Annotated in this window: 15 protein-coding genes and 1 pseudogene; 7 read left to right on the top strand and 9 right to left on the bottom strand. The window is 71.3% G+C overall.

All coding sequences use genetic code 11. From position 1 onward, the window contains the following. Window positions 1-38: 38 nt before the first annotated feature. Window positions 39-932, bottom strand: a complete 894-nt coding sequence (locus MRBLWH3_RS09700; RefSeq protein WP_363431086.1) for an aminoglycoside phosphotransferase family protein — start codon at window positions 930-932, stop codon at window positions 39-41. A gap of 66 nt (window positions 933-998) precedes the next feature. On the opposite strand from MRBLWH3_RS09700, the pseudogene MRBLWH3_RS09695 reads away from it, so the two are divergent. Together MRBLWH3_RS09695 and MRBLWH3_RS09690 are read left to right on the top strand one after the other, a co-directional pair. Then, window positions 999-1283: pseudogene (locus tag MRBLWH3_RS09695) on the top strand (YdcF family protein); the annotation flags it as partial. An 82-nt stretch (window positions 1284-1365) separates the two neighbouring features. After that, window positions 1366-1611, top strand: a complete 246-nt coding sequence (locus MRBLWH3_RS09690) for a hypothetical protein (protein ID WP_363435640.1) — start codon at window positions 1366-1368, stop codon at window positions 1609-1611. On the opposite strand, the gene ispG is transcribed toward MRBLWH3_RS09690, so the two are convergent. Both ispG and nhaA read right to left on the bottom strand, forming a co-directional pair. Then, a complete protein-coding gene (gene ispG, locus MRBLWH3_RS09685; RefSeq protein ID WP_342000631.1) occupies window positions 1608-2759 on the bottom strand; it encodes a flavodoxin-dependent (E)-4-hydroxy-3-methylbut-2-enyl-diphosphate synthase in 1152 nt (383 codons plus the stop codon). The genes MRBLWH3_RS09690 and ispG overlap by 4 nt on opposite strands. A 10-nt stretch (window positions 2760-2769) precedes the next feature. Next, a complete protein-coding gene (gene nhaA, locus MRBLWH3_RS09680) occupies window positions 2770-4671 on the bottom strand; it encodes a Na+/H+ antiporter NhaA (protein ID WP_363431083.1) in 1902 nt (633 codons plus the stop codon). A gap of 232 nt (window positions 4672-4903) precedes the next feature. Here nhaA and MRBLWH3_RS09675 point away from each other — a divergent pair, with 232 nt between their 5' ends. Then, window positions 4904-6838: an anthranilate synthase family protein gene (locus MRBLWH3_RS09675; protein WP_363431080.1), complete on the top strand. Its 1935-nt coding sequence runs from the start codon at window positions 4904-4906 to the stop codon at window positions 6836-6838. Window positions 6839-6945: 107 nt separating this feature from the next. On the opposite strand, the gene MRBLWH3_RS09670 is transcribed toward MRBLWH3_RS09675, so the two are convergent. The 3 genes from MRBLWH3_RS09670 to MRBLWH3_RS09660 form a co-directional block, all read right to left on the bottom strand. Then, a complete protein-coding gene (locus tag MRBLWH3_RS09670; RefSeq protein WP_363435427.1) occupies window positions 6946-8211 on the bottom strand; it encodes an RNA polymerase sigma factor in 1266 nt (421 codons plus the stop codon). Continuing rightward, on the bottom strand, window positions 8211-8576 hold the full coding sequence (locus MRBLWH3_RS09665; protein ID WP_363431077.1) for a YciI family protein: 366 nt from the start codon (window positions 8574-8576) through the stop codon (window positions 8211-8213). Before MRBLWH3_RS09665 ends, MRBLWH3_RS09670 begins: the two co-directional genes overlap by 1 nt. A gap of 102 nt (window positions 8577-8678) precedes the next feature. Beyond that, window positions 8679-9974, bottom strand: coding sequence for a M50 family metallopeptidase (locus MRBLWH3_RS09660; protein WP_363431074.1), 1296 nt, complete (start codon window positions 9972-9974; stop codon window positions 8679-8681). A 108-nt stretch (window positions 9975-10082) separates the two neighbouring features. Here MRBLWH3_RS09660 and MRBLWH3_RS09655 point away from each other — a divergent pair, with 108 nt between their 5' ends. From MRBLWH3_RS09655 to MRBLWH3_RS09645, 3 genes are all read left to right on the top strand, one after another. Next, the gene (locus MRBLWH3_RS09655) at window positions 10083-10646 is read left to right on the top strand and encodes a hypothetical protein (RefSeq protein ID WP_363431071.1); all 564 of its coding nucleotides are present in this window, start codon (window positions 10083-10085) and stop codon (window positions 10644-10646) included. Window positions 10647-10779: 133 nt separating this feature from the next. Beyond that, window positions 10780-11499: a YcnI family protein gene (locus MRBLWH3_RS09650; protein ID WP_363431069.1), complete on the top strand. Its 720-nt coding sequence runs from the start codon at window positions 10780-10782 to the stop codon at window positions 11497-11499. A 76-nt stretch (window positions 11500-11575) separates the two neighbouring features. Continuing rightward, window positions 11576-13240, top strand: a complete 1665-nt coding sequence (locus MRBLWH3_RS09645) for a Mur ligase family protein (RefSeq protein WP_363431066.1) — start codon at window positions 11576-11578, stop codon at window positions 13238-13240. A gap of 246 nt (window positions 13241-13486) precedes the next feature. On the opposite strand, the gene dxr is transcribed toward MRBLWH3_RS09645, so the two are convergent. Next, complete coding sequence (gene dxr / locus MRBLWH3_RS09640; protein WP_363431064.1) at window positions 13487-14572, bottom strand: 1-deoxy-D-xylulose-5-phosphate reductoisomerase; 1086 nt, start codon at window positions 14570-14572, stop codon at window positions 13487-13489. Window positions 14573-14611: 39 nt separating this feature from the next. Beyond that, a complete protein-coding gene (locus tag MRBLWH3_RS09635; protein WP_363431061.1) occupies window positions 14612-15577 on the bottom strand; it encodes an FKBP-type peptidyl-prolyl cis-trans isomerase in 966 nt (321 codons plus the stop codon). Window positions 15578-15690: 113 nt separating this feature from the next. Between MRBLWH3_RS09635 and MRBLWH3_RS09630 the strand changes: the two genes are divergently transcribed. Beyond that, on the top strand, window positions 15691-16479 hold the full coding sequence (locus MRBLWH3_RS09630) for a lysophospholipid acyltransferase family protein (protein ID WP_363431058.1): 789 nt from the start codon (window positions 15691-15693) through the stop codon (window positions 16477-16479). Window positions 16480-16587: 108 nt separating this feature from the next. On the opposite strand, the gene MRBLWH3_RS09625 is transcribed toward MRBLWH3_RS09630, so the two are convergent. Further along, complete coding sequence (locus tag MRBLWH3_RS09625; protein ID WP_363431055.1) at window positions 16588-17064, bottom strand: OsmC family protein; 477 nt, start codon at window positions 17062-17064, stop codon at window positions 16588-16590. Window positions 17065-17069 lie beyond the last annotated feature (5 nt).

Here is a 17069-nt window from a genome sequence, read left to right as displayed (position 1 = left end):
TCTGGCGGCGCATCCCTTGGCTCGGCGATCGCGAGGGATCAGCCCTCGAACTCCTCGAGCACGTCGCTGATCATGCGATGGCCCTGCGCCTCGAACTCGGTGTCGCCCACCTGGTGCGCCCAGCAGGCGGTGCCGACGGCCTCGCGCAGGCGCATCAGGATCCAGTGGGACGGATGCCGCGGATCGCGGCCGTAGCCCTCGAAGAACGCCGTCTCGCACGCGGGGTTCTCACGCCACTCCTGCGCGGCCAGTCGCACGAAGTCCGTCGCGGCGGGGCGGAAGGCGAAGCGGCCGAAATCGATGACCCGCACCTCGTCGCCGTCGACCAGCCAATTGCGTGGTTGCCAGTCGCCGTGGGTCGGCACGAGGTCGGCCTCCACCGGCGGCAGCGCGGCGAGCGCCGTCCGCAGCCGCCCTTCGACGTCCGGGGCGATCGCGTGGGTCGAGTCAAGCCAGGCGATCGCACGGCGAGTGGCGGCAGCATCCGTCCCCCTCGACGGTCGTGCCGCCAGGTTGTGGAAGGCTCGGAGCAGCGTGCCCGCGCGACGGTGCACCTCGGGGTCGATGGCGGAGGCTGTGCGATACGCCAGCTGGCCCGGCAGCCGGTCGAGCACCAGCACACGCGCGTCGCGGTCGGCGAACCGCAGTCTCGCAGCGTTACCAGACCCTGCCCAGGGCGCGACATACCCGCCCTCGTGGGCGTCGAGTTCACGGCCGAGGTGGTGATCGGCGTCGCCTGCCGCCTTGACGATGAGGGTGCGGTCGTCGTGGCGCACCTGCAGCACGACGGTCTCCACCTGGTTCCAGCTGAGATCCGCGACGACCTCGGCGCCTGGCAGCCACCCCTCCACGAGCGTGCGCTGCGCGACCGACAGCCGGCCGAAGCCGCCGACCGTCTGCGGCGACACGGCCTCGCTCGGGGACTCGTGCATCCTCGGATCTTGCCATGCGGGCGGGCATCGGCCCCGTAGGGTGGGGCTGTGCGTCGCCCCGTCTCCATGCTCACGGTCGTCGCCGCCGGGATCGGCCTGGGCTTCCTCGGCTGGGCGGAGTACGTGAGCTGGCGTGCGTCATACCGCGCGCTCGGCGACAACGCCACCATGGAGGGCCTCGAGGCGGTGGTCGTGCTGGGCTACCGCGATCGCGGCAGGCGCGCGAACTTCGTCAACCGGTACCGCGTCCGCGGTGGTCTGCGTTCCCTGAGCCCGGATCCGCGCGAGAGCGCGCTGGTGCTGTGCGGCGGCAGCGTCGGCGGTGACATCCCCGAAGCCGAACTCATGGCGCGCTACGCGCGAGAGCGAGGGTATGCCGGACGGATCCTGCTCGACGCGACCAGCGGGGACCACGCAGCAGAACATCGAGAACGTGATCGCGCTCATCGAACACGCCGGTGCGATCAAGATCGTCTCGAATTCGCCCCACGCGGCGGTCGCTCGCGAGCACCTCTGGCGCCTGAGGCCCGACCTCGCGGCCCGCCTGGTCCGCGGCACGGACTACCGTTTCGGTGAGGCGCCGCTCCTCAAAGTGGCCTCGGCCGTGATCGCGGGCCGGTACCAGGCGCGAGCGAGGCGTGACCCGGCGCGCCGCACGGTGACCCCGGGGCGCCTCTAGGACGTGAGGACCTGCGCGGTGCCGACCGGCGCGTCGGGGCCCATCTCGTCGGCGATGCGGTTCGCCTCTTCGATGAGTGTCGCGACGATGTCGGCCTCGGGCACGGTCTTGATGACCTGCCCCTTGACGAAGATCTGGCCCTTGCCGTTCCCGGAGGCGACGCCGAGGTCGGCCTCACGCGCCTCCCCCGGACCGTTCACGACGCAGCCCATGACCGCGACGCGCAGCGGCACGGTCATGTCCTTGAGGCCCTCGGTCACGTTGTCGGCCAGCGTGTAGACGTCGACCTGGGCGCGGCCGCACGAGGGGCAGGAGACGATCTCGAGCTTCCGCTCGCGGAGGTTCAGCGACTGGAGGATCTGGTGGCCGACCTTGACCTCCTCCGCGGGCGGGGCCGACAGGGACACGCGGATCGTGTCGCCGATGCCCTCCGCGAGGAGGATGCCGAATGCCGTCGCCGACTTGATCGTGCCCTGGAACGCCGGGCCGGCCTCGGTCACGCCGAGGTGCAGAGGCCAATCGCCTCTCTCCGCGAGCTGGCGGTAGGCCTTCACCATGACGATCGGGTCGTTGTGCTTGACCGAGATCTTGAAGTCGTGGAAGTCGTGCTCCTCGAAGAGGGATGCCTCCCACACGGCGCTCTCGACGAGGGCCTCGGGTGTCGCCTTGCCGTACTTCTCGAGCAGGCGCCTGTCGAGGGAGCCGGCGTTGACGCCGATGCGCAGCGACACCCCGGCGGCCTTCGCGGCCGCGGCGATCGCGCCCACCTGGTCGTCGAACTTGCGGATGTTGCCCGGATTCACGCGCACCGCGCCGCAGCCGGCGTCGATCGCCTGGAAGACGTACTTCGGCTGGAAGTGGATGTCGGCGATCACCGGGATCTGGCTCTTGGCCGCGATGATGTGCAGCACGTCGGCGTCGTCCTGCGACGGAACGGCGACGCGGACGATCTCGCAGCCCGAGGCGGTGAGCTCGGCGATCTGCTGAAGCGTCGCGTTGATGTTCGTCGTCGGTGTCGTGGTCATCGACTGGACGCTCACGGGGGCGTCGCCGCCCACCAGCACCTTGCCCACCTTGATCTGGCGACTCTTGCGACGGGGGGCGAGCGTTTCGGGGACCTTGGGCATCCCGATGTTGACGGCTGGCACGTCTGACAGCCTACGCGTCGGCGCGGGGAGCAGGCTGGGCGTCGGCCCCGGCGGGCTCCGAGCCGGTGAGCGCGCGGACGAGCGTGCGCGCGTCGTACGGCCCCACGTGGCGCACGCCGTTGATGAAGAACGTGGGCACCGACGTGATGTCCATCGCCTCGGCATCCAGCATGTCGTCGCGCACCCGCTGGGTGACTTTCGGCGAGCTGAGGTCCTCCTCGAAGCGCTCGACGTCGAGGCCGAGCTCCCGTGCGCGACGGATGATGTCGGACGGCAGCTGGTGGTCCTGGTCGGCGAAGAGGCTGCGCGAGAACTCCGGCAACCTGCCCTGCAGGTTCGCCGCCTCGGCGGCCTCCGCCGCCGCGAGCGCGTTGGGATGCTGCCTCTCGAGCGGGGCGTGGCGCCACACGTACCGCAGCCGATCGCCGAGCTCCCGCCGCACCTCCTCGATCGAGCCCGACGCCTTGAGGCAGAACGGGCATTGGAAGTCGCCGTACTCGACGATCGTGAGGGGTGCGTTCACGTCGCCGTAGATGTGGTCCCGCTTCGGATCGACGGGGCGAACCAGGGTGCGCCCGCCGTCGTCGTCGGGCCGCCGGGCGTCGGAGATGCGGAACATGATCGCGGCGAGGACGAAGGCGAGGACGGATGCTGCGAGCACGCCGACGCGCGCCTCGTTCTGCACGTCGGGGTCATCGATGGCGAGATCGATGATGAAGAGCGAGATCGTGAAGCCGATACCGCAGAGCATCGCGCCCCCGGCGATGCGGTCGAGGGTGAGGCCGAGGCCGAACTCGCCGAGCTTGAAGACCTTCATGATCGCGGCCGCGCCGAAGACGCCGACGAACTTGCCGACGACGAGACCGACGATGATGGCCCACGTCACCGGCGACTGGGCCGCCGCCGCGAGGATCGGCCCCGAGATCTCGACACCCGCGTTGGCGAGCGCGAACAGCGGCAGGATGACGTAGGCCACGTACGGCGAGTACGCCGACTGCAGCCTCTCGTTGATCGAGATCGATTCGCGCAGGCTGTTCGCCGCCTGACGCGCGTACTCGGTGTTCGGCGACTGTCGGAACACGCGGGCGAGCTCGAGCGCCTGCTCGACGTCACGGCGGTTGGGCCGGTAGACCGGGATCAGCAGGGCGATGGCGACGCCGGCGAGCGTCGGGTGGACGCCGGACGCCAGGAACGCGAGCCACACGATGATCGAGAGGGTGGCGTAGATCGGGCCGCGGCCGCGGCGCACGTAGCGGGTGAAGTAGATGCCTGCGAGCCCGACCGCCGCGAGGAGGAGCGGCGCGGGCGTGAAGTTCTCGGTGTAGAAGAGCGCGATGATGCTCAGCGCGCCGATGTCGTCCACCACGGCGAGGGCGAGAAGGAACACCCGCAGCCTTCCCGGGGCGCGTGGCCCGATGAGCGCGAGCGCGCCGACGAGGAACGCGGTGTCGGTCGAGATCACGACGCCCCACGCATGCGCATAGCCGGACCCCGCTGCGATCGCGAGGAAGAGCGCGGCCGGCACGAGCAGCCCCGCGACGGCGGCCACCACCGGAATCATCGCGCGCGACCAGCTCGTGAGCTCGCCGATCGCGAACTCGCGGCGCACCTCGAGGCCGACGGTGAAGAAGAAGATCGCCATGAGCGCGTCGTTGACCAGCGCGTGCAGCGTGAACTCGAGGTGGATGTCGCCGAAGCCGATGGTCAGCTCGGTCTCCCAGAAGTCGTGGTACGACGTCGCGGAGATGTTCGCCCACACGATCGCGACGAGCGTCGCGAGCACCAGCAGCAGCGCGCCGGTGCGCTGCTCCCCCATGCTGCGGATGCGGTCGGCGATGGAGGGACCGCGTCGACGCGGGCGCGACGGCCGCTCAGGCTCGGGCGAGCGCTCGGTCATGGTCGGCTGGGTCATGGCTACCTCCGCGGCGCGGGGATGGGAGGAGACGGGCTCGCCCCAGTATGGTGCGTAACCCGAGACGCCGGGGCGGATCGCCCGATCGGGCGTGTGGTAGGTTCGGCGCATGTCCGCGCACCTCTCCTGGTGGCTCACCGCATAGGCGGTGGGTTCGCGCGACCACAGACCGCCCACGGGGCGGTCTTCTTTTTCGTACGGGACTCCGCCCCACGACGAAAGACGACTCACCATGACCGGGTCCGCATCCCCGTCCCTTCCCGACCTCGCCGCGAGCGGTCTCCCGTTCGCGCTCATCGCGCGCGACGAGCGCACCGTCGAGGTGCTGACCGGTGACGTCGTCGACGTCGACCTGCTCGCCGACATCCCGCTGACGGACGCCTCGGGTGCGCCGCACGAGGTGCTCGCCCTGGTGCCGTTCCGTCAGGTGCGCGAGCGCGGGTTCGAATGCCACGACGACGGCGCGCCGCTGCGGTGCCTCATCGTGCGGGATCGCGCTTCGCTCCCCCGCGACGAAGCCCTCGCCCAGCTCCCCATCGACGCGGTCGCGCTCGACGACCCCGGCTTCGACATCGCCGACGAGGAGTACGCCGAGATCGTGCGGCGCGTGATCGCCGACGAGATCGGCCGCGGTGAGGGTGCGAACTTCGTCATCCGTCGCGACTTCACAGCGGGAGTGACGACGGATGCCGCCACCGCCGCCCTGACGTGGTTCCGGGCTCTCCTCGAGCACGAGCGCGGGGCGTACTGGACGTTCGCCGTCGTCACGCCCGGGCACGTCGCCGTAGGCGCGAGCCCGGAGGCGCATGTGAGCGCGCGCGACGGCGTCGTCACCATGAACCCGATCTCGGGGACGTTCCGCCACCCGGCGGGGGGCGCGACCGCCGAGACGCTCACCGAGTTCCTCCGCTCGACGAAGGAGACCGAGGAGCTCTTCATGGTCGTCGACGAGGAGCTCAAGATGATGAGCGCCGTCTGCTCCGACGGCGGCCGCATCACCGGCCCGCACCTCAAGGAGATGTCGCGGCTCACGCACACCGAGTACGTGCTGCGGGGCAGCAGCAGGCTCGATCCGCGCGACATCCTGCGTGAGACGATGTTCGCCCCCACGGTGACCGGTTCACCTATGCAGAACGCGTGCACCGTCATCACGCGCCACGAGACGACGCCGCGCGGCTACTACTCGGGTGTCGCCGCGCTCTTCACCCCCCGCGACACGCTCGCGGGGGGCGAGGCGACCCACGACCTCGACGCCCCGATCCTCATCCGCACCGCCTACCTGCAGAATGGCCGGCTGCGCGTTCCCGTCGGTGCCACGCTCGTGCGGCACTCCGATCCCTACGGGGAGGTCGGGGAGACCCACGGCAAGGCTGCCGGGGTGCTCGGCGCGATCGGCGCCGTCCCCCGTGACGCGGCGGCCGAGACCGCGGCCCCCAGCGCCGATGTCATCGACGAAGACGCACCCGCGCCGGCCCCTCGCCGTCTGGCCGACGACCCGGCGATCGCCGAGCTCCTGGCGTCGCGCAACGGACGCCTCGCCGAGTTCTGGCTCAACCCGCAGGGATCGTCCGAGCCCGGCCCCTTCGACGGACGCTCCGCGCTCGTCGTCGACGCCGAGGATCGCTTCACGACGATGCTCGCCCACCAGCTGCGCCACCTCGGGCTCGACGTCGAGATCTCGCCCTGGAGCGAGGTCACCGACACGCAGGTCGATCAGGCGGAGCTCCTCGTGACCGGCCCGGGGCCGGGCGACCCCCGGGACTCCTCGAGCCCCCGCATCCGTCGCATGCGCGATGTCGTCGCGCGCCGCCGCGCGGCCGGCCGACCGCTCCTCGCCGTGTGCCTCAGTCACCAGATCCTCGCCGACACCTTCGGCATCGACCTCGCGCCGCTCGGCGCGCCGCACCAGGGGCTGCAGAAGTCGGTCGACGTGTTCGGCGTGCCGGCGTCGATCGGCTTCTACAACACGTTCACGGCCCGTGTTCCGGCGGGGACGACGCGCGCCGGCGAGGCTGAGATCGCCGCCGACGCGTCCGGAGACGTCTACGCGCTCCGCGGCCCCGGCTTCGCGTCCGTGCAGGGCCACCTCGAGTCGATCCTGTCGCGCGACGGCATGACGACGCTCCAGCGCCTGGTCGAGCAGGCTTTCGCGCCCGTCCCCGCCTGACGCCGATCCCGCTCGTCGAGCGGAGCCCGCGCTCCGACTCGCGACGTCGGAACGCCTCGGCAATCCGGTCTGCGCCGGATTCGAGGCGTTTCGACTCGCAGGCTCTCTCAACGACCGGGGGCGGAGCCGGCGCGGGCGGCGAGGAGGCGCCGCTCGGCCTCGTTCGCCGTGAGTTCGAGGGCGCGCAGGTCCGTGGCGAGCGCCTCGTCGTCGCGGCCGAGATCGCGCAGCAGCGACGCCCGCACCGCGTGCCACAGGTGCGAGCGCTCGAGCGCACCCTCGAGCGCGTCGACCTCTGCGAGAGCGACCGCCGCGCCCTCGACGCGCGCGAGCGCGACCGCGCGGTTGAGCCGCACGACCGGCGACCAGTCGTGCGCCAGGAGCATGTCGTAGAGCGTCAGCACCTGGAGCCAGTCGGTGGACGCCGCGTCGGCGGCATCCGCGTGGCACGCCGCGATCGCCGCGTGCAGCTGCCAGCGTCCTGGCCGTCGCAGGCGCGCCGCCCGCCCGAGCGCATGCCGCGCACCGGCGAGAAGCGTCGCGTCCCACTGCGTGCGGTCCTGCTCGGCGAGCAGCACCAGCTCCCCGTCGACCGACCGCGCCGACTCGCGCGCCCGGTGGAAGCGCAACAGCGCCAGCAGCCCCCAGGCCTCCGCGGCGCGGGGAAGCGCCTCGGCGACCACCTGGGCCAGCCACAGCGCGTCGTCGGCGAGATCGCGGTCGGCCGCGGCATCCGCCCCCGCCACGAAATGGGCCTCGCTGTACATCACCGACACGATCGTCAGCACGAGGTCGAGCCGACCCGCCGCGTCCGCGCCCTGGGGCACGCGCAGCGGGATGCCGCTGTCGGCGATCTTGCGCTTCGCCCGCGAGATCCGCTGTCCCGTCGTCGGCTCGGTCGAGAACGTCGCCCGAGCGATCTGCGCGGTCGTGAGGCCGCACACGGCGCGCAGGGTCAGCGCGAGCTGGGCGTCGGGTGCGAGGGCCGGGTGGCAGCACCCGAAGAGCAGGAGAAGCCGCTCGTCCGCAGGCCGGCCGTCGACGCTCGGCTCCGACTCGAGCAGCGCCACCTTGTCGCGGAGCACACGCTCGCGCCGCACGCGGTCGAGCGCGTTGTGCCGCGCCGCCTGCATGAGCCAGGCCGCGGGCTTCGGCGGGATCCCGCGGCTGCGCCACTCGCGCAGCGCCTCCTCGACGGCCGCGGCGACCGCCTCCTCGGCGACATCGAAACTGCCGAACGAGACGGTCAGCGTCGCCGTGATGCGCGCGGACTCCTCGCGCACCACGCTCACGAGCAGGCGATCGGATGCCGCGGCCCCGCCTGAGCCCGGATGTTCCGGGTCACGGGGGGCCGCAGCATCCGTTCCGGACATCACTCGAATTGGCTGTAGTCGACGACCATGGGCCGGATCTCGACGGCCACGCCCGGAAATTCCAGGGACGGCCAGGTCTTGACGAGATCGATCGCCGCATCCAGATCCGGCACGTCGATGACGCTGAAGCCGCCGATGACCTCCTTGGCCTCCGAGAAGGGCCCGTCTGCGACGACCGGACCACCGTCAGCCGAGCGCACGGTCGTCGCGGTGCTGACCGGGTGCAGCTCCGCGCCCGAGTCGTCGATCTTGTCGGCGTTCGCGCCGAACCACTCGTAGATGCGCCCGTAGACCTCCTGCCGGCGCTCTTCGGGCACCGCGGCGTCGAGCTCGGGGGTCGAGGTGAACATGATCACGTACTTCACGGTCGTGTCCTTTCGTCAGTGGAACCGTTGCATCCCTACAGCGAACGGACAAGACCGATTTCGACACGACCCGGAAGATTCCTCAGGCCGATGCGCGAGGCGTCAGAAGAGCGTCACCGGGTTGAAGAGGTCGGCGAGGATCAGGACGCCGCCCATGACGAGAAGGGCGACGAAGACCGCGAATGTGAGCGGCACCAGTTTGGTCGCGTCGACCGGCTCAGGCGGCGGGCGACGGAAGAGCTTCGCCCACACCCGCTTGATGCCCTCCCACAGGGCGACCGCGATGTGGCCGCCGTCCAGCGGCAGCAGCGGGATGAGGTTGAAGACGAACAGGGCGATGTTGAGCGATGCCAGCAGCGACAGGAAGCCCGCGACGCGGTTCAGCACGGGTGAGTCGGCCGCGGCGACCTCGCCGGAGAGGCGGCTCGCACCTACGATGCTGAGCGGGCCGTTCGGGTCGCGCTCCTGGCCGGTGACCAGGTCGACGCCCGTCTGCCACACCTTGGCCGGCAGCTGCCAGATGATCCCGGCGACCGCGCCGACGTTCTGGACGGCCATCTGGGGTCCTGCCCAGATCGGCTGCTGCACGTACTCGACGGTGGGGCCGACCCCCACGAAGCCGACCTCCTGGGTGGTGGTCGTGCCGTCGGCGGCCGTCACCTCGCTCTGGATCGTCGCGGGGGTGATCTGCAGAGTCTGCTCGGCGCCGTCGCGCTCGATGACGAACGTCAGCTGGTCGCCGGGCGACGAGCGGATGATGGCGGATGCCTCGCCGAAGTCCGCGACCGGCTCGCCGTCGATCGAGACGATGACGTCGCCGGGCCGGATGCCCGCCGCCTCGGCCGGGGCGGCGGAAGAGGAGTCGGTGCACTCCGTCGAGCTGGTGGTCGGAACGCACTCCGACAGGCGCGCGACCTCGGTCGTCGCCGTCTGGACGCCGATGCCGCTGAGCAGGATCGTGAAGAGCACGACGGCGAAGAAGAGGTTCATCAACGGCCCGCCGAGCATCACGACGATCCGCTTCCAGATCGGCAGGCGGTAGAAGACGTGCGTGTCGTCCTCACCCTGCAGCGTCTCGTCGTTCGCGTCGCGCGCGTCCTGCACCATCGTCGCGAAGAAGCCGCCGGCGGCGCGGCCGTCGCGCCGCGCGGCGTGCGGCGACGGCGGGTACATGCCGGCCATCGAGATGTAGCCGCCGAGCGGGATCGCCTTGAACCCGTACTCCGTGCCGCGCCAGCGCTTCGACCACAGCGTCGGGCCGAACCCGATCATGTACTGGCCGACGCGCACGCCGAACTTCTTGGCCGGCCACAGGTGGCCGAGCTCGTGCAGAGCGATCGACACGGCGAGGCCCACGACCATGAGGGCGACACCGATGACGAAGGCGAGGATCTCCACACGCTCACGGTACCCGCGCCAGCCTTTGAGTTGGGTGTGACGATGGATCGCGGGAAGCGGCATGGGAGCGCCTCGCTCCCTCCCGTAGGCTCGACGCGAGGAGGAGCCGTGACCCCACGCCACGTGCGCGCGCTGCGCGGCACCTCTGCCGCGTGGGTTGCGACCGTCGTCGCCGCCGCAGCGCACACGCTCGGCGGGGGCGGCGCGCCGTCACCGGCCCTCGTCGCGGCGGTCGGCATCCTCGCCGCGCCCTTCGCTGTCGCCCTCATCGGCCGCGGGCTCTCGACCTGGCGCCTCGGCGCTTCGGTGCTCGCGAGCCAAGCGCTGTTCCACGTCGCCTTCGCCGTCACCGCCGACGCCGATCCCGCGCCGCTCCACGGCCACCACGTGACGCACCTCGGGGGCGACCTCAGCGCGGTCGTCGTCCCCGATACACCCATGCTCGCGGCCCACGCGCTCGCGGCGATCGCGACCCTCGCGGGGCTGTACGGCGGAGAACGGATGCTGCGCGCTCTGGGCAGCGGCATCCGTTCGCTCTTCACCCGCCTGCGGGGCGTGGCGCGCCGGCCGTCACAGCCGCAGGTCGCGCCGGCGCCTGCCAGGCCCCCGCTCGTCGCGGCGCGGATCGTCCTGTCGGACGTCTCGCGGCGCGGTCCTCCCGCTCTCGTCTGAGCGGCGCTTCGCGCCGCGCCCGTCGCCGGCCCGCGCCCGATGCGTGCGCCGGAACCCTCTCGCGCGCCCGCTCTCGCGGCGCGCGTCGATCGGCGATCCCGCCGACGACTCAGACGAAAGACGAAACACAGCCATGACCGATTCCACCATCCGTTCCGCCCGCACCCGCCGCGTCGTGATCGGCCTCACCGCCGGCCTCGCACTCGCGATCGGCGCGCCGCTCGCCGCATCGGCCCACGTGCACGTCACGCCTGAGGCGGCATCCGCCGGCGGCACCCAGACCCTCACGTTCTCGTTCTCGCACGGGTGCGACGGCTCCCCCACCACCGCTCTCGCCGTCGACATCCCCGAGGGCGTCGGCAACGCGACGCCGGTCGTCCAGGGCGGCTGGACGGTCACGCGCCAGCTCGGTCCCGACGGCGTGCCGACCCGCGTCGTGTACACCTCCGACGCACCCGTCGAGGACGGCCTCAAGGCCGCCGTCTCGATGGACGTGCTCTTCGCCGAGGGGACCGCCGACTCGACCCTGGCCTTCCCCGTGACGCAGACCTGCGCCGAGGGGGAGACGGAGTGGACGCAGATCGCCGAGGACGGCGAGGATCCGCGCGAACTCGACGCCCCCGCGCCGCTGGTCGCGGTCGGCGCCGTCGTGGACGAGGCGGACGCCGGCCACGGTGGCACCGACGGTTCCGGCCACGCGTCGGACGACGCAGCCTCAGCCGCCGCGGATGCCGAGGCCGCGGCATCCGTCTCCTCCACCGACCCGGTCGCGCGCTGGCTGGCGGCCGGCGGACTCGCCGCGGGGATCGCGGCGCTCGTGGTCGTGCTGGTGCGCGGACGCCGCAAGGCCTGACACGAGCCCACGCCGGTCGTCGGGCGCGCGCACCCCGCCGCTCGACGACCGGCCCCCATGCGAAGATGGATGCGCCATGCCGACCGACGCGCCTTCGAACCTGCCCCCGGTACTCCGCCCCGACGCGCCGCCGACACACTCGCTCTCAGACCTCGCGGCCCGCTTCGCCGGCGACGTCCGCGGTGACGTCGCCGGCGCCACCCTGACCGGCCTCACCCTCGCGACCGCCGACCTGCGCCCCGGCGACGTCTTCGTCGCGGTGCAGGGCGTCAACCGCCACGGCGCAGACTTCGCCGCGACAGCCGCCGAGAAGGGCGCTGTCGCGGTCGTGACGGATGCCGCCGGAGCCGACGCCGCCGCCGCGAGCGGGCTGCCCGTGGTGCTGGTGGACAACCCTCGCGCGATCCTCGGCGAACTCTCGGCGTGGGTCTACAGCACGGGCCGCGACGACGACCTCCCCACGCTGTTCGGCACGACGGGCACCAACGGCAAGACGAGCGTCTCTCACCTGCTCGAAGGCATCCTCGGGCAGCTCGGCGTGACGACCGGTCTGTCATCGACCGCCGAGCGCCACATCGCCGGGCAGGTCATCGTGTCGCGCCTCACGACTCCCGAGGCGTACGAGATGCACGCTCTGCTCGCCCTCATGCGCGAACAAGGCGTGGAGGCCGTCGCGGTCGAGGTGAGCGCTCAGGCGCTCAGCCGCCGCCGTGTCGACGGCATCGTGTTCGACGTCGCCGGTTTCACGAACCTCACGCACGACCACCTCGACGACTACGCCGACATGCGCGAGTACTTCGAGGCGAAGCTGCCGCTGTTCCGTGCCGACCGCGCGCGGCGCGCCGTGGTGTGCATCGACTCGGAGCCCGGTGCCGAGGTGGTCGCGCGCAGCGAGGTGCCCACGGTGACGGTGGGTACCCCCGCTCTCGCTTCCGATCCCGATGCTGCGGCCGCCGCAGACTGGGTGGTCGAGATCCTCGACGAGCGCCAGGTCGGCACCGAGTTCCGTCTCACCGCCCGGGACGGCCGCACGCTGACGACGCTGGTCCCCGTGATCGGCCGGCACATGGCGGCCAACGCCGGACTCGCGATCGTCATGATCCTCGAGGGCGGGTACGCCTGGGAGCGCCTGGTCTCCACGCTCGACGGGAGCCGGATCGAGGCGTACCTGCCCGGGCGCACCGAGCTCGTCTCGGGCGAGACCGGCCCCGCCGTCTATGTCGACTTCGGCCACTCCCCCGACGCCTTCGAGAAGACGCTCGCCGCCGTCCGTCGCGTCACGCCGGGCAAGGTCGTCATGCTGTTCGGCGCCGACGGCGACCGCGACGCCACGAAGCGCCACGACATGGGCCGCACCGGCGTCGAAGGAAGCGACATCCTCGTCATCACCGACCACCACCCCCGCAACGAGGACCCGGACTCGATCCGCGCGACCCTCGTCGAGGGCGCGCGCCGCGCGCAGCCCGATGCCGAGATCCACGAGTACTCGCCTCCCGAGCGCGCGATCATCGAGGCGGTCGCGCTCGTCGGCGACGGCGACGCGATCCTCTGGGCCGGCCCTGGTCACCAGGATTACCGCGACATCCGCGGCGTCCGCACCCCCTACTCGGCCCGCGAGCTCGCCCGTCGTGCGCTGCGCGAGGCCGGGTGGCCCGTGCCCGAGCCGCACTGGCCGGTGCCGTACCCGGACGACGTGACCCCGGCATCCGACCCCCTGCGCCCGGTGTATCCGGAGGCCTGAGCACTCGCATCCCTGGGGCGCCGCTCTTCGCGTCCAGAGCCGCATCGACTCGCCCGCGCTCCTCAACTGAGGACGGTTGCCGAAATGCGGAGACCATCGCGGATCGCGGTCAGCATTTCAGCAACGCTCCTCAACTGAGGACGGTTGCCGAAATGCGGAGACCATCGCGGATCGCGGTCAGCATTTCAGCAACGCTCCTCAATCGAGGACGAGCAACAAGCCGAGACGAAGGAAACGCCGGACGGATCAGGATGCTGCGGCGATGACCCTGTCGGCCTTGCGGCGCGCCCAGTCCTCGGCGTCGGCGAGCGCCGCCCGTGTGAGGGTGTCGGGCGCCTCGTGCTTGTCGACCACGCGCTCGATGACATCGATGATCCCGAGGAAGCTCAGGCGCCCCTCGTGGAAGGCGTCCACCGCCTGCTCGTTCGCCGCGTTGAACACCGCGGGGTAGGTGCCGCCGGCGCGCCCGACCTGCTTGGCGAGCCGCACGGCGGGGAACGCCGCGTCGTCGAGCGGCTCGAAGGTCCACGAGGTCGCGGTGGTCCAGTCGAGCGGCCGTCCGACGCCGGCGACCCGGTGGGGCCAATCGAGGCCGAGCGAGATCGGCAGGCGCATATCGGGCGGTGACGCCTGCGCGATCGTGGAGCCGTCGACGAACTCGACCATCGAATGCACGATCGACTGCGGATGGACGACGACGTCGATCTCGGAGTAGGGCACCGTGAAGAGGAGGTGCGCCTCGATCACCTCGAGGCCCTTGTTGACGAGGGTCGCCGAGTTGGTCGTGACGACGCGGCCCATGTCCCATGTCGGGTGGGCGAGGGCCTCTGCGGGGGTCACGCCCTCGAGCGACGCGCGGGTGCGGCCTCGGAATGGGCCCCCGGATGCCGTCAGCACGAGCCGGCGGATCTCGCTGCGCTCCCCCGACCGCAGCGCCTGCGCGAGGGCGGAGTGCTCGGAATCGACGGGGACGATCTGCCCGGGACGCGCGAGCGCCGTGACGAGGTCGCCGCCGACGATCAGCGACTCCTTGTTCGCGAGCGCGAGCGTGCGACCCGTCTCGAGAGCGGCGAGGGTCGGGCCGAGGCCGACGGAGCCCGTGATGCCGTTGAGGACGACGTCGGCGTCGACATCGCGCACCAGCTGCTCGGCCTCAACGACTCCGAGGGCGGTACTCTCGACGCCGAACTCGGTCGCCTGCGCTTCGAGCGTCTCGCGGTCGGATCCCGCAGCGAGACCCACGACTTCGAACCGCCGAGGGTTCGCCCGCACGACGTCGAGCGCCTGCCTGCCGATGGAGCCGGTCGAGCCGAGGATGAGGACGCGCCGCATCCGGCCAGCCTATCGCCGGGCGGGATGCGGCCGCCTCGGCTACTGCTGGGCGGCGGCGCGCTGCACGCCGAGGATGTCGACGACGAAGATGAGCGTCGAATTCGCGGGGATCGACCCCTGCTCGGTGTCGCCGTAGCCCTCGGACGCCGGAATCACCGCGATCACCTGCGAGCCGACCGTCTGGCCTTCCAGCGCCTTCTGGAAGCCCTGCACGACGCCGGTGGTCTGGAACTGGGTGGGGGCGCCCCGCTGCCAGCTGGAATCGAACACCGTGCCGTCGGGGAGGACTCCGGTGTACTGCACGAACACGTTGTCACCCGACTCGACCGTCGCGCCGTCGCCCTTCTTCAGGACCGCGATCTCCGTGGTGTCGGGAGCCGCGAAGTCGCTCGGGACAGTGATCGTGGGCTCGCCGTTGTCGGCGAGCTCGACCTCGGGCATGCCCTCGACGGGCTCCTGGTCCTCACCGGTGGCGACCGTCGGAAGCTCATCGACGGACTGCGCGATCACGACGACGTTCGATGCGCCATCGCCCAGCATCGAGCCGGGGATGGTGAACGCGGCGGACGAGCCGAGCGGCGTGCACAGGACGGCGCTTCCGACGATGCTGCTGGCGTCGACGATGAGCGGGACGAGCCCGCTGTCGTCCGCCGAGGTCGTCGCGGAATCCAGCTGGATCTCACCGGTGGCGGGATCGATGATCTGGTACTGACCGGAGACGAGCTGCCCGACGGCGAGGTCGTCACCGTCATCCGCCGTCGAAACGGTGCGCTGAAGCTCGGCGAACTCCAGGTCCGTGGGGACGTCGCCCGTGAGCTCGGGAGCGGTGCCCGACACGGTGACCGCGTCGGAGTCGGCACCCGCCTGCGGGTCGAGACCGCACTCGGAAGAGGCGGTGGAGGTCGGCGTGGGGGTGGCGTTCGGATCGGCCGACCCGGAGCACCCGGCGAGCAGCAGGGTCGACACGGCGACGACGGACAGGGCGGCGAACGGGCGAATGCGCACGGAACAACCTCGAGTCAAGGGAAGGGAAGCCTCCATCCTTTCGCATCTTTCCTCTGTTCGCGCTGGGAAACGGCATGCCGATACCGGAATGCAACGGGGAGTACCCTCTACGGATGACTTCCGACCTCGTGCCCGGCGCCGAAGACACAGCCGACGAGACGGCGGAAGAACCCGGATCTCCGGCCGCTCCCGCCCGCCGCATGGGCTTCACGTACGCGCTGGGGCGCAGCATCCTGACCCCCCTCGCTCGGATCGTGTATCGCCCCCACATCGAGGGCAGAGCCAACGTCCCCAAGTCCGGCCCGGTGATCTTCGCGAGCAACCACCTGTCGTTCATCGACTCGATCGCGATCCCGGTCGCCGCGCCGCGACCCGTCCACTTCCTGGCGAAGTCGAGCTACTTCGATAAGCCCGCCTCGCGCTGGTTCTTCACCTCGATCGGCGCGATCCCGGTGCAGCGGGGTGCGGGGCAGGCCGCGCTCGACGCGCTCGACCAGCAGCGCGCCCTCCTCGACGACGGCAAGGCTGTCGCCCTGTACCCGGAGGGCACCCGTTCGCTGGACGGTCGCCTCTACAAGGGCCGCACCGGTGTCGCGTTCCTCGCGCTGCAGGCCGGGGCACGCGTCGTGCCGGTGGGGCTCATCGGCACCGACAAGGTGATGCCCGTCGGGGCGAAGAAGCCGTCGTTCCAGCACCGCATCACCGTCAGATTCGGCGAGCCGCTCGATCTCGCCCACCACGGGCCGGCCTCATCGGGCAAGGCGCGCCGCCTCGCCACCGACGAGATCATGGCCGCGATCCACTCGCTCTCTGGCCAGGAGCTCGCGAACGCCTACAACGAGGTCCCCGCGCACAACACCATCGACCGCATCAAGCAGGTCCTGCCCCACGAGCGCCGCTGACGCTCGTCCGCGAGCGCACATCCTCCGGGCGAGAGTGCGGTTGCTCCCCTCCCTCGCTTCCTCTCGCTGTGCTCTCGCGGTCTGAGAAAGCCGCGGGAGCAGCGGGCGTCAGGCGCCGGCGACGAGGATCGTGGGCTCGTGGCGGACGGGGAAGTTCACCGAGTTCGCGATGAAGCACCATTCGTTCGCCTGCGCGTGCGCGGCGGTCGCGGCATCCGTCATCGACGCGTCCGCGACGATCACGCGCGGCCGCAGCACGACCTCGCGGAAGGCGCCGCCGCCGCGGCCGTCTTCGACCATGAGACCGGATGCTTCGTCCTCATAGCCGACGACCACGACGCCCGCCTGCACGCAGGCGTGGAGGTACGACAGCAGGTGGCACTGGCTGAGGGCAGCCAGCAGCATGTCCTCGGGGTTCCAGCGGGACCGGTCGCCCCGGAACGGCTTGTCGGAGGAGGCGAGGAGCGCCGGCTTGCCGTCGATCGCGATCGTCGTCGCCCGGTCGTACTCGCGGTAGCCCGAGGTGCCGGTGCCGCGGTCGCCGGTCCACGTCGTCCGGACGGAGTATCGATGCTCGCCCCACATGTGCA

The organism is Microbacterium sp. LWH3-1.2, from assembly GCF_040675855.1.
Lineage (GTDB): Bacteria > Actinomycetota > Actinomycetes > Actinomycetales > Microbacteriaceae > Microbacterium.
Note: the sequence above shows the minus strand (reverse complement) of the source record. Positions and strands in the feature narration are given on the sequence as shown.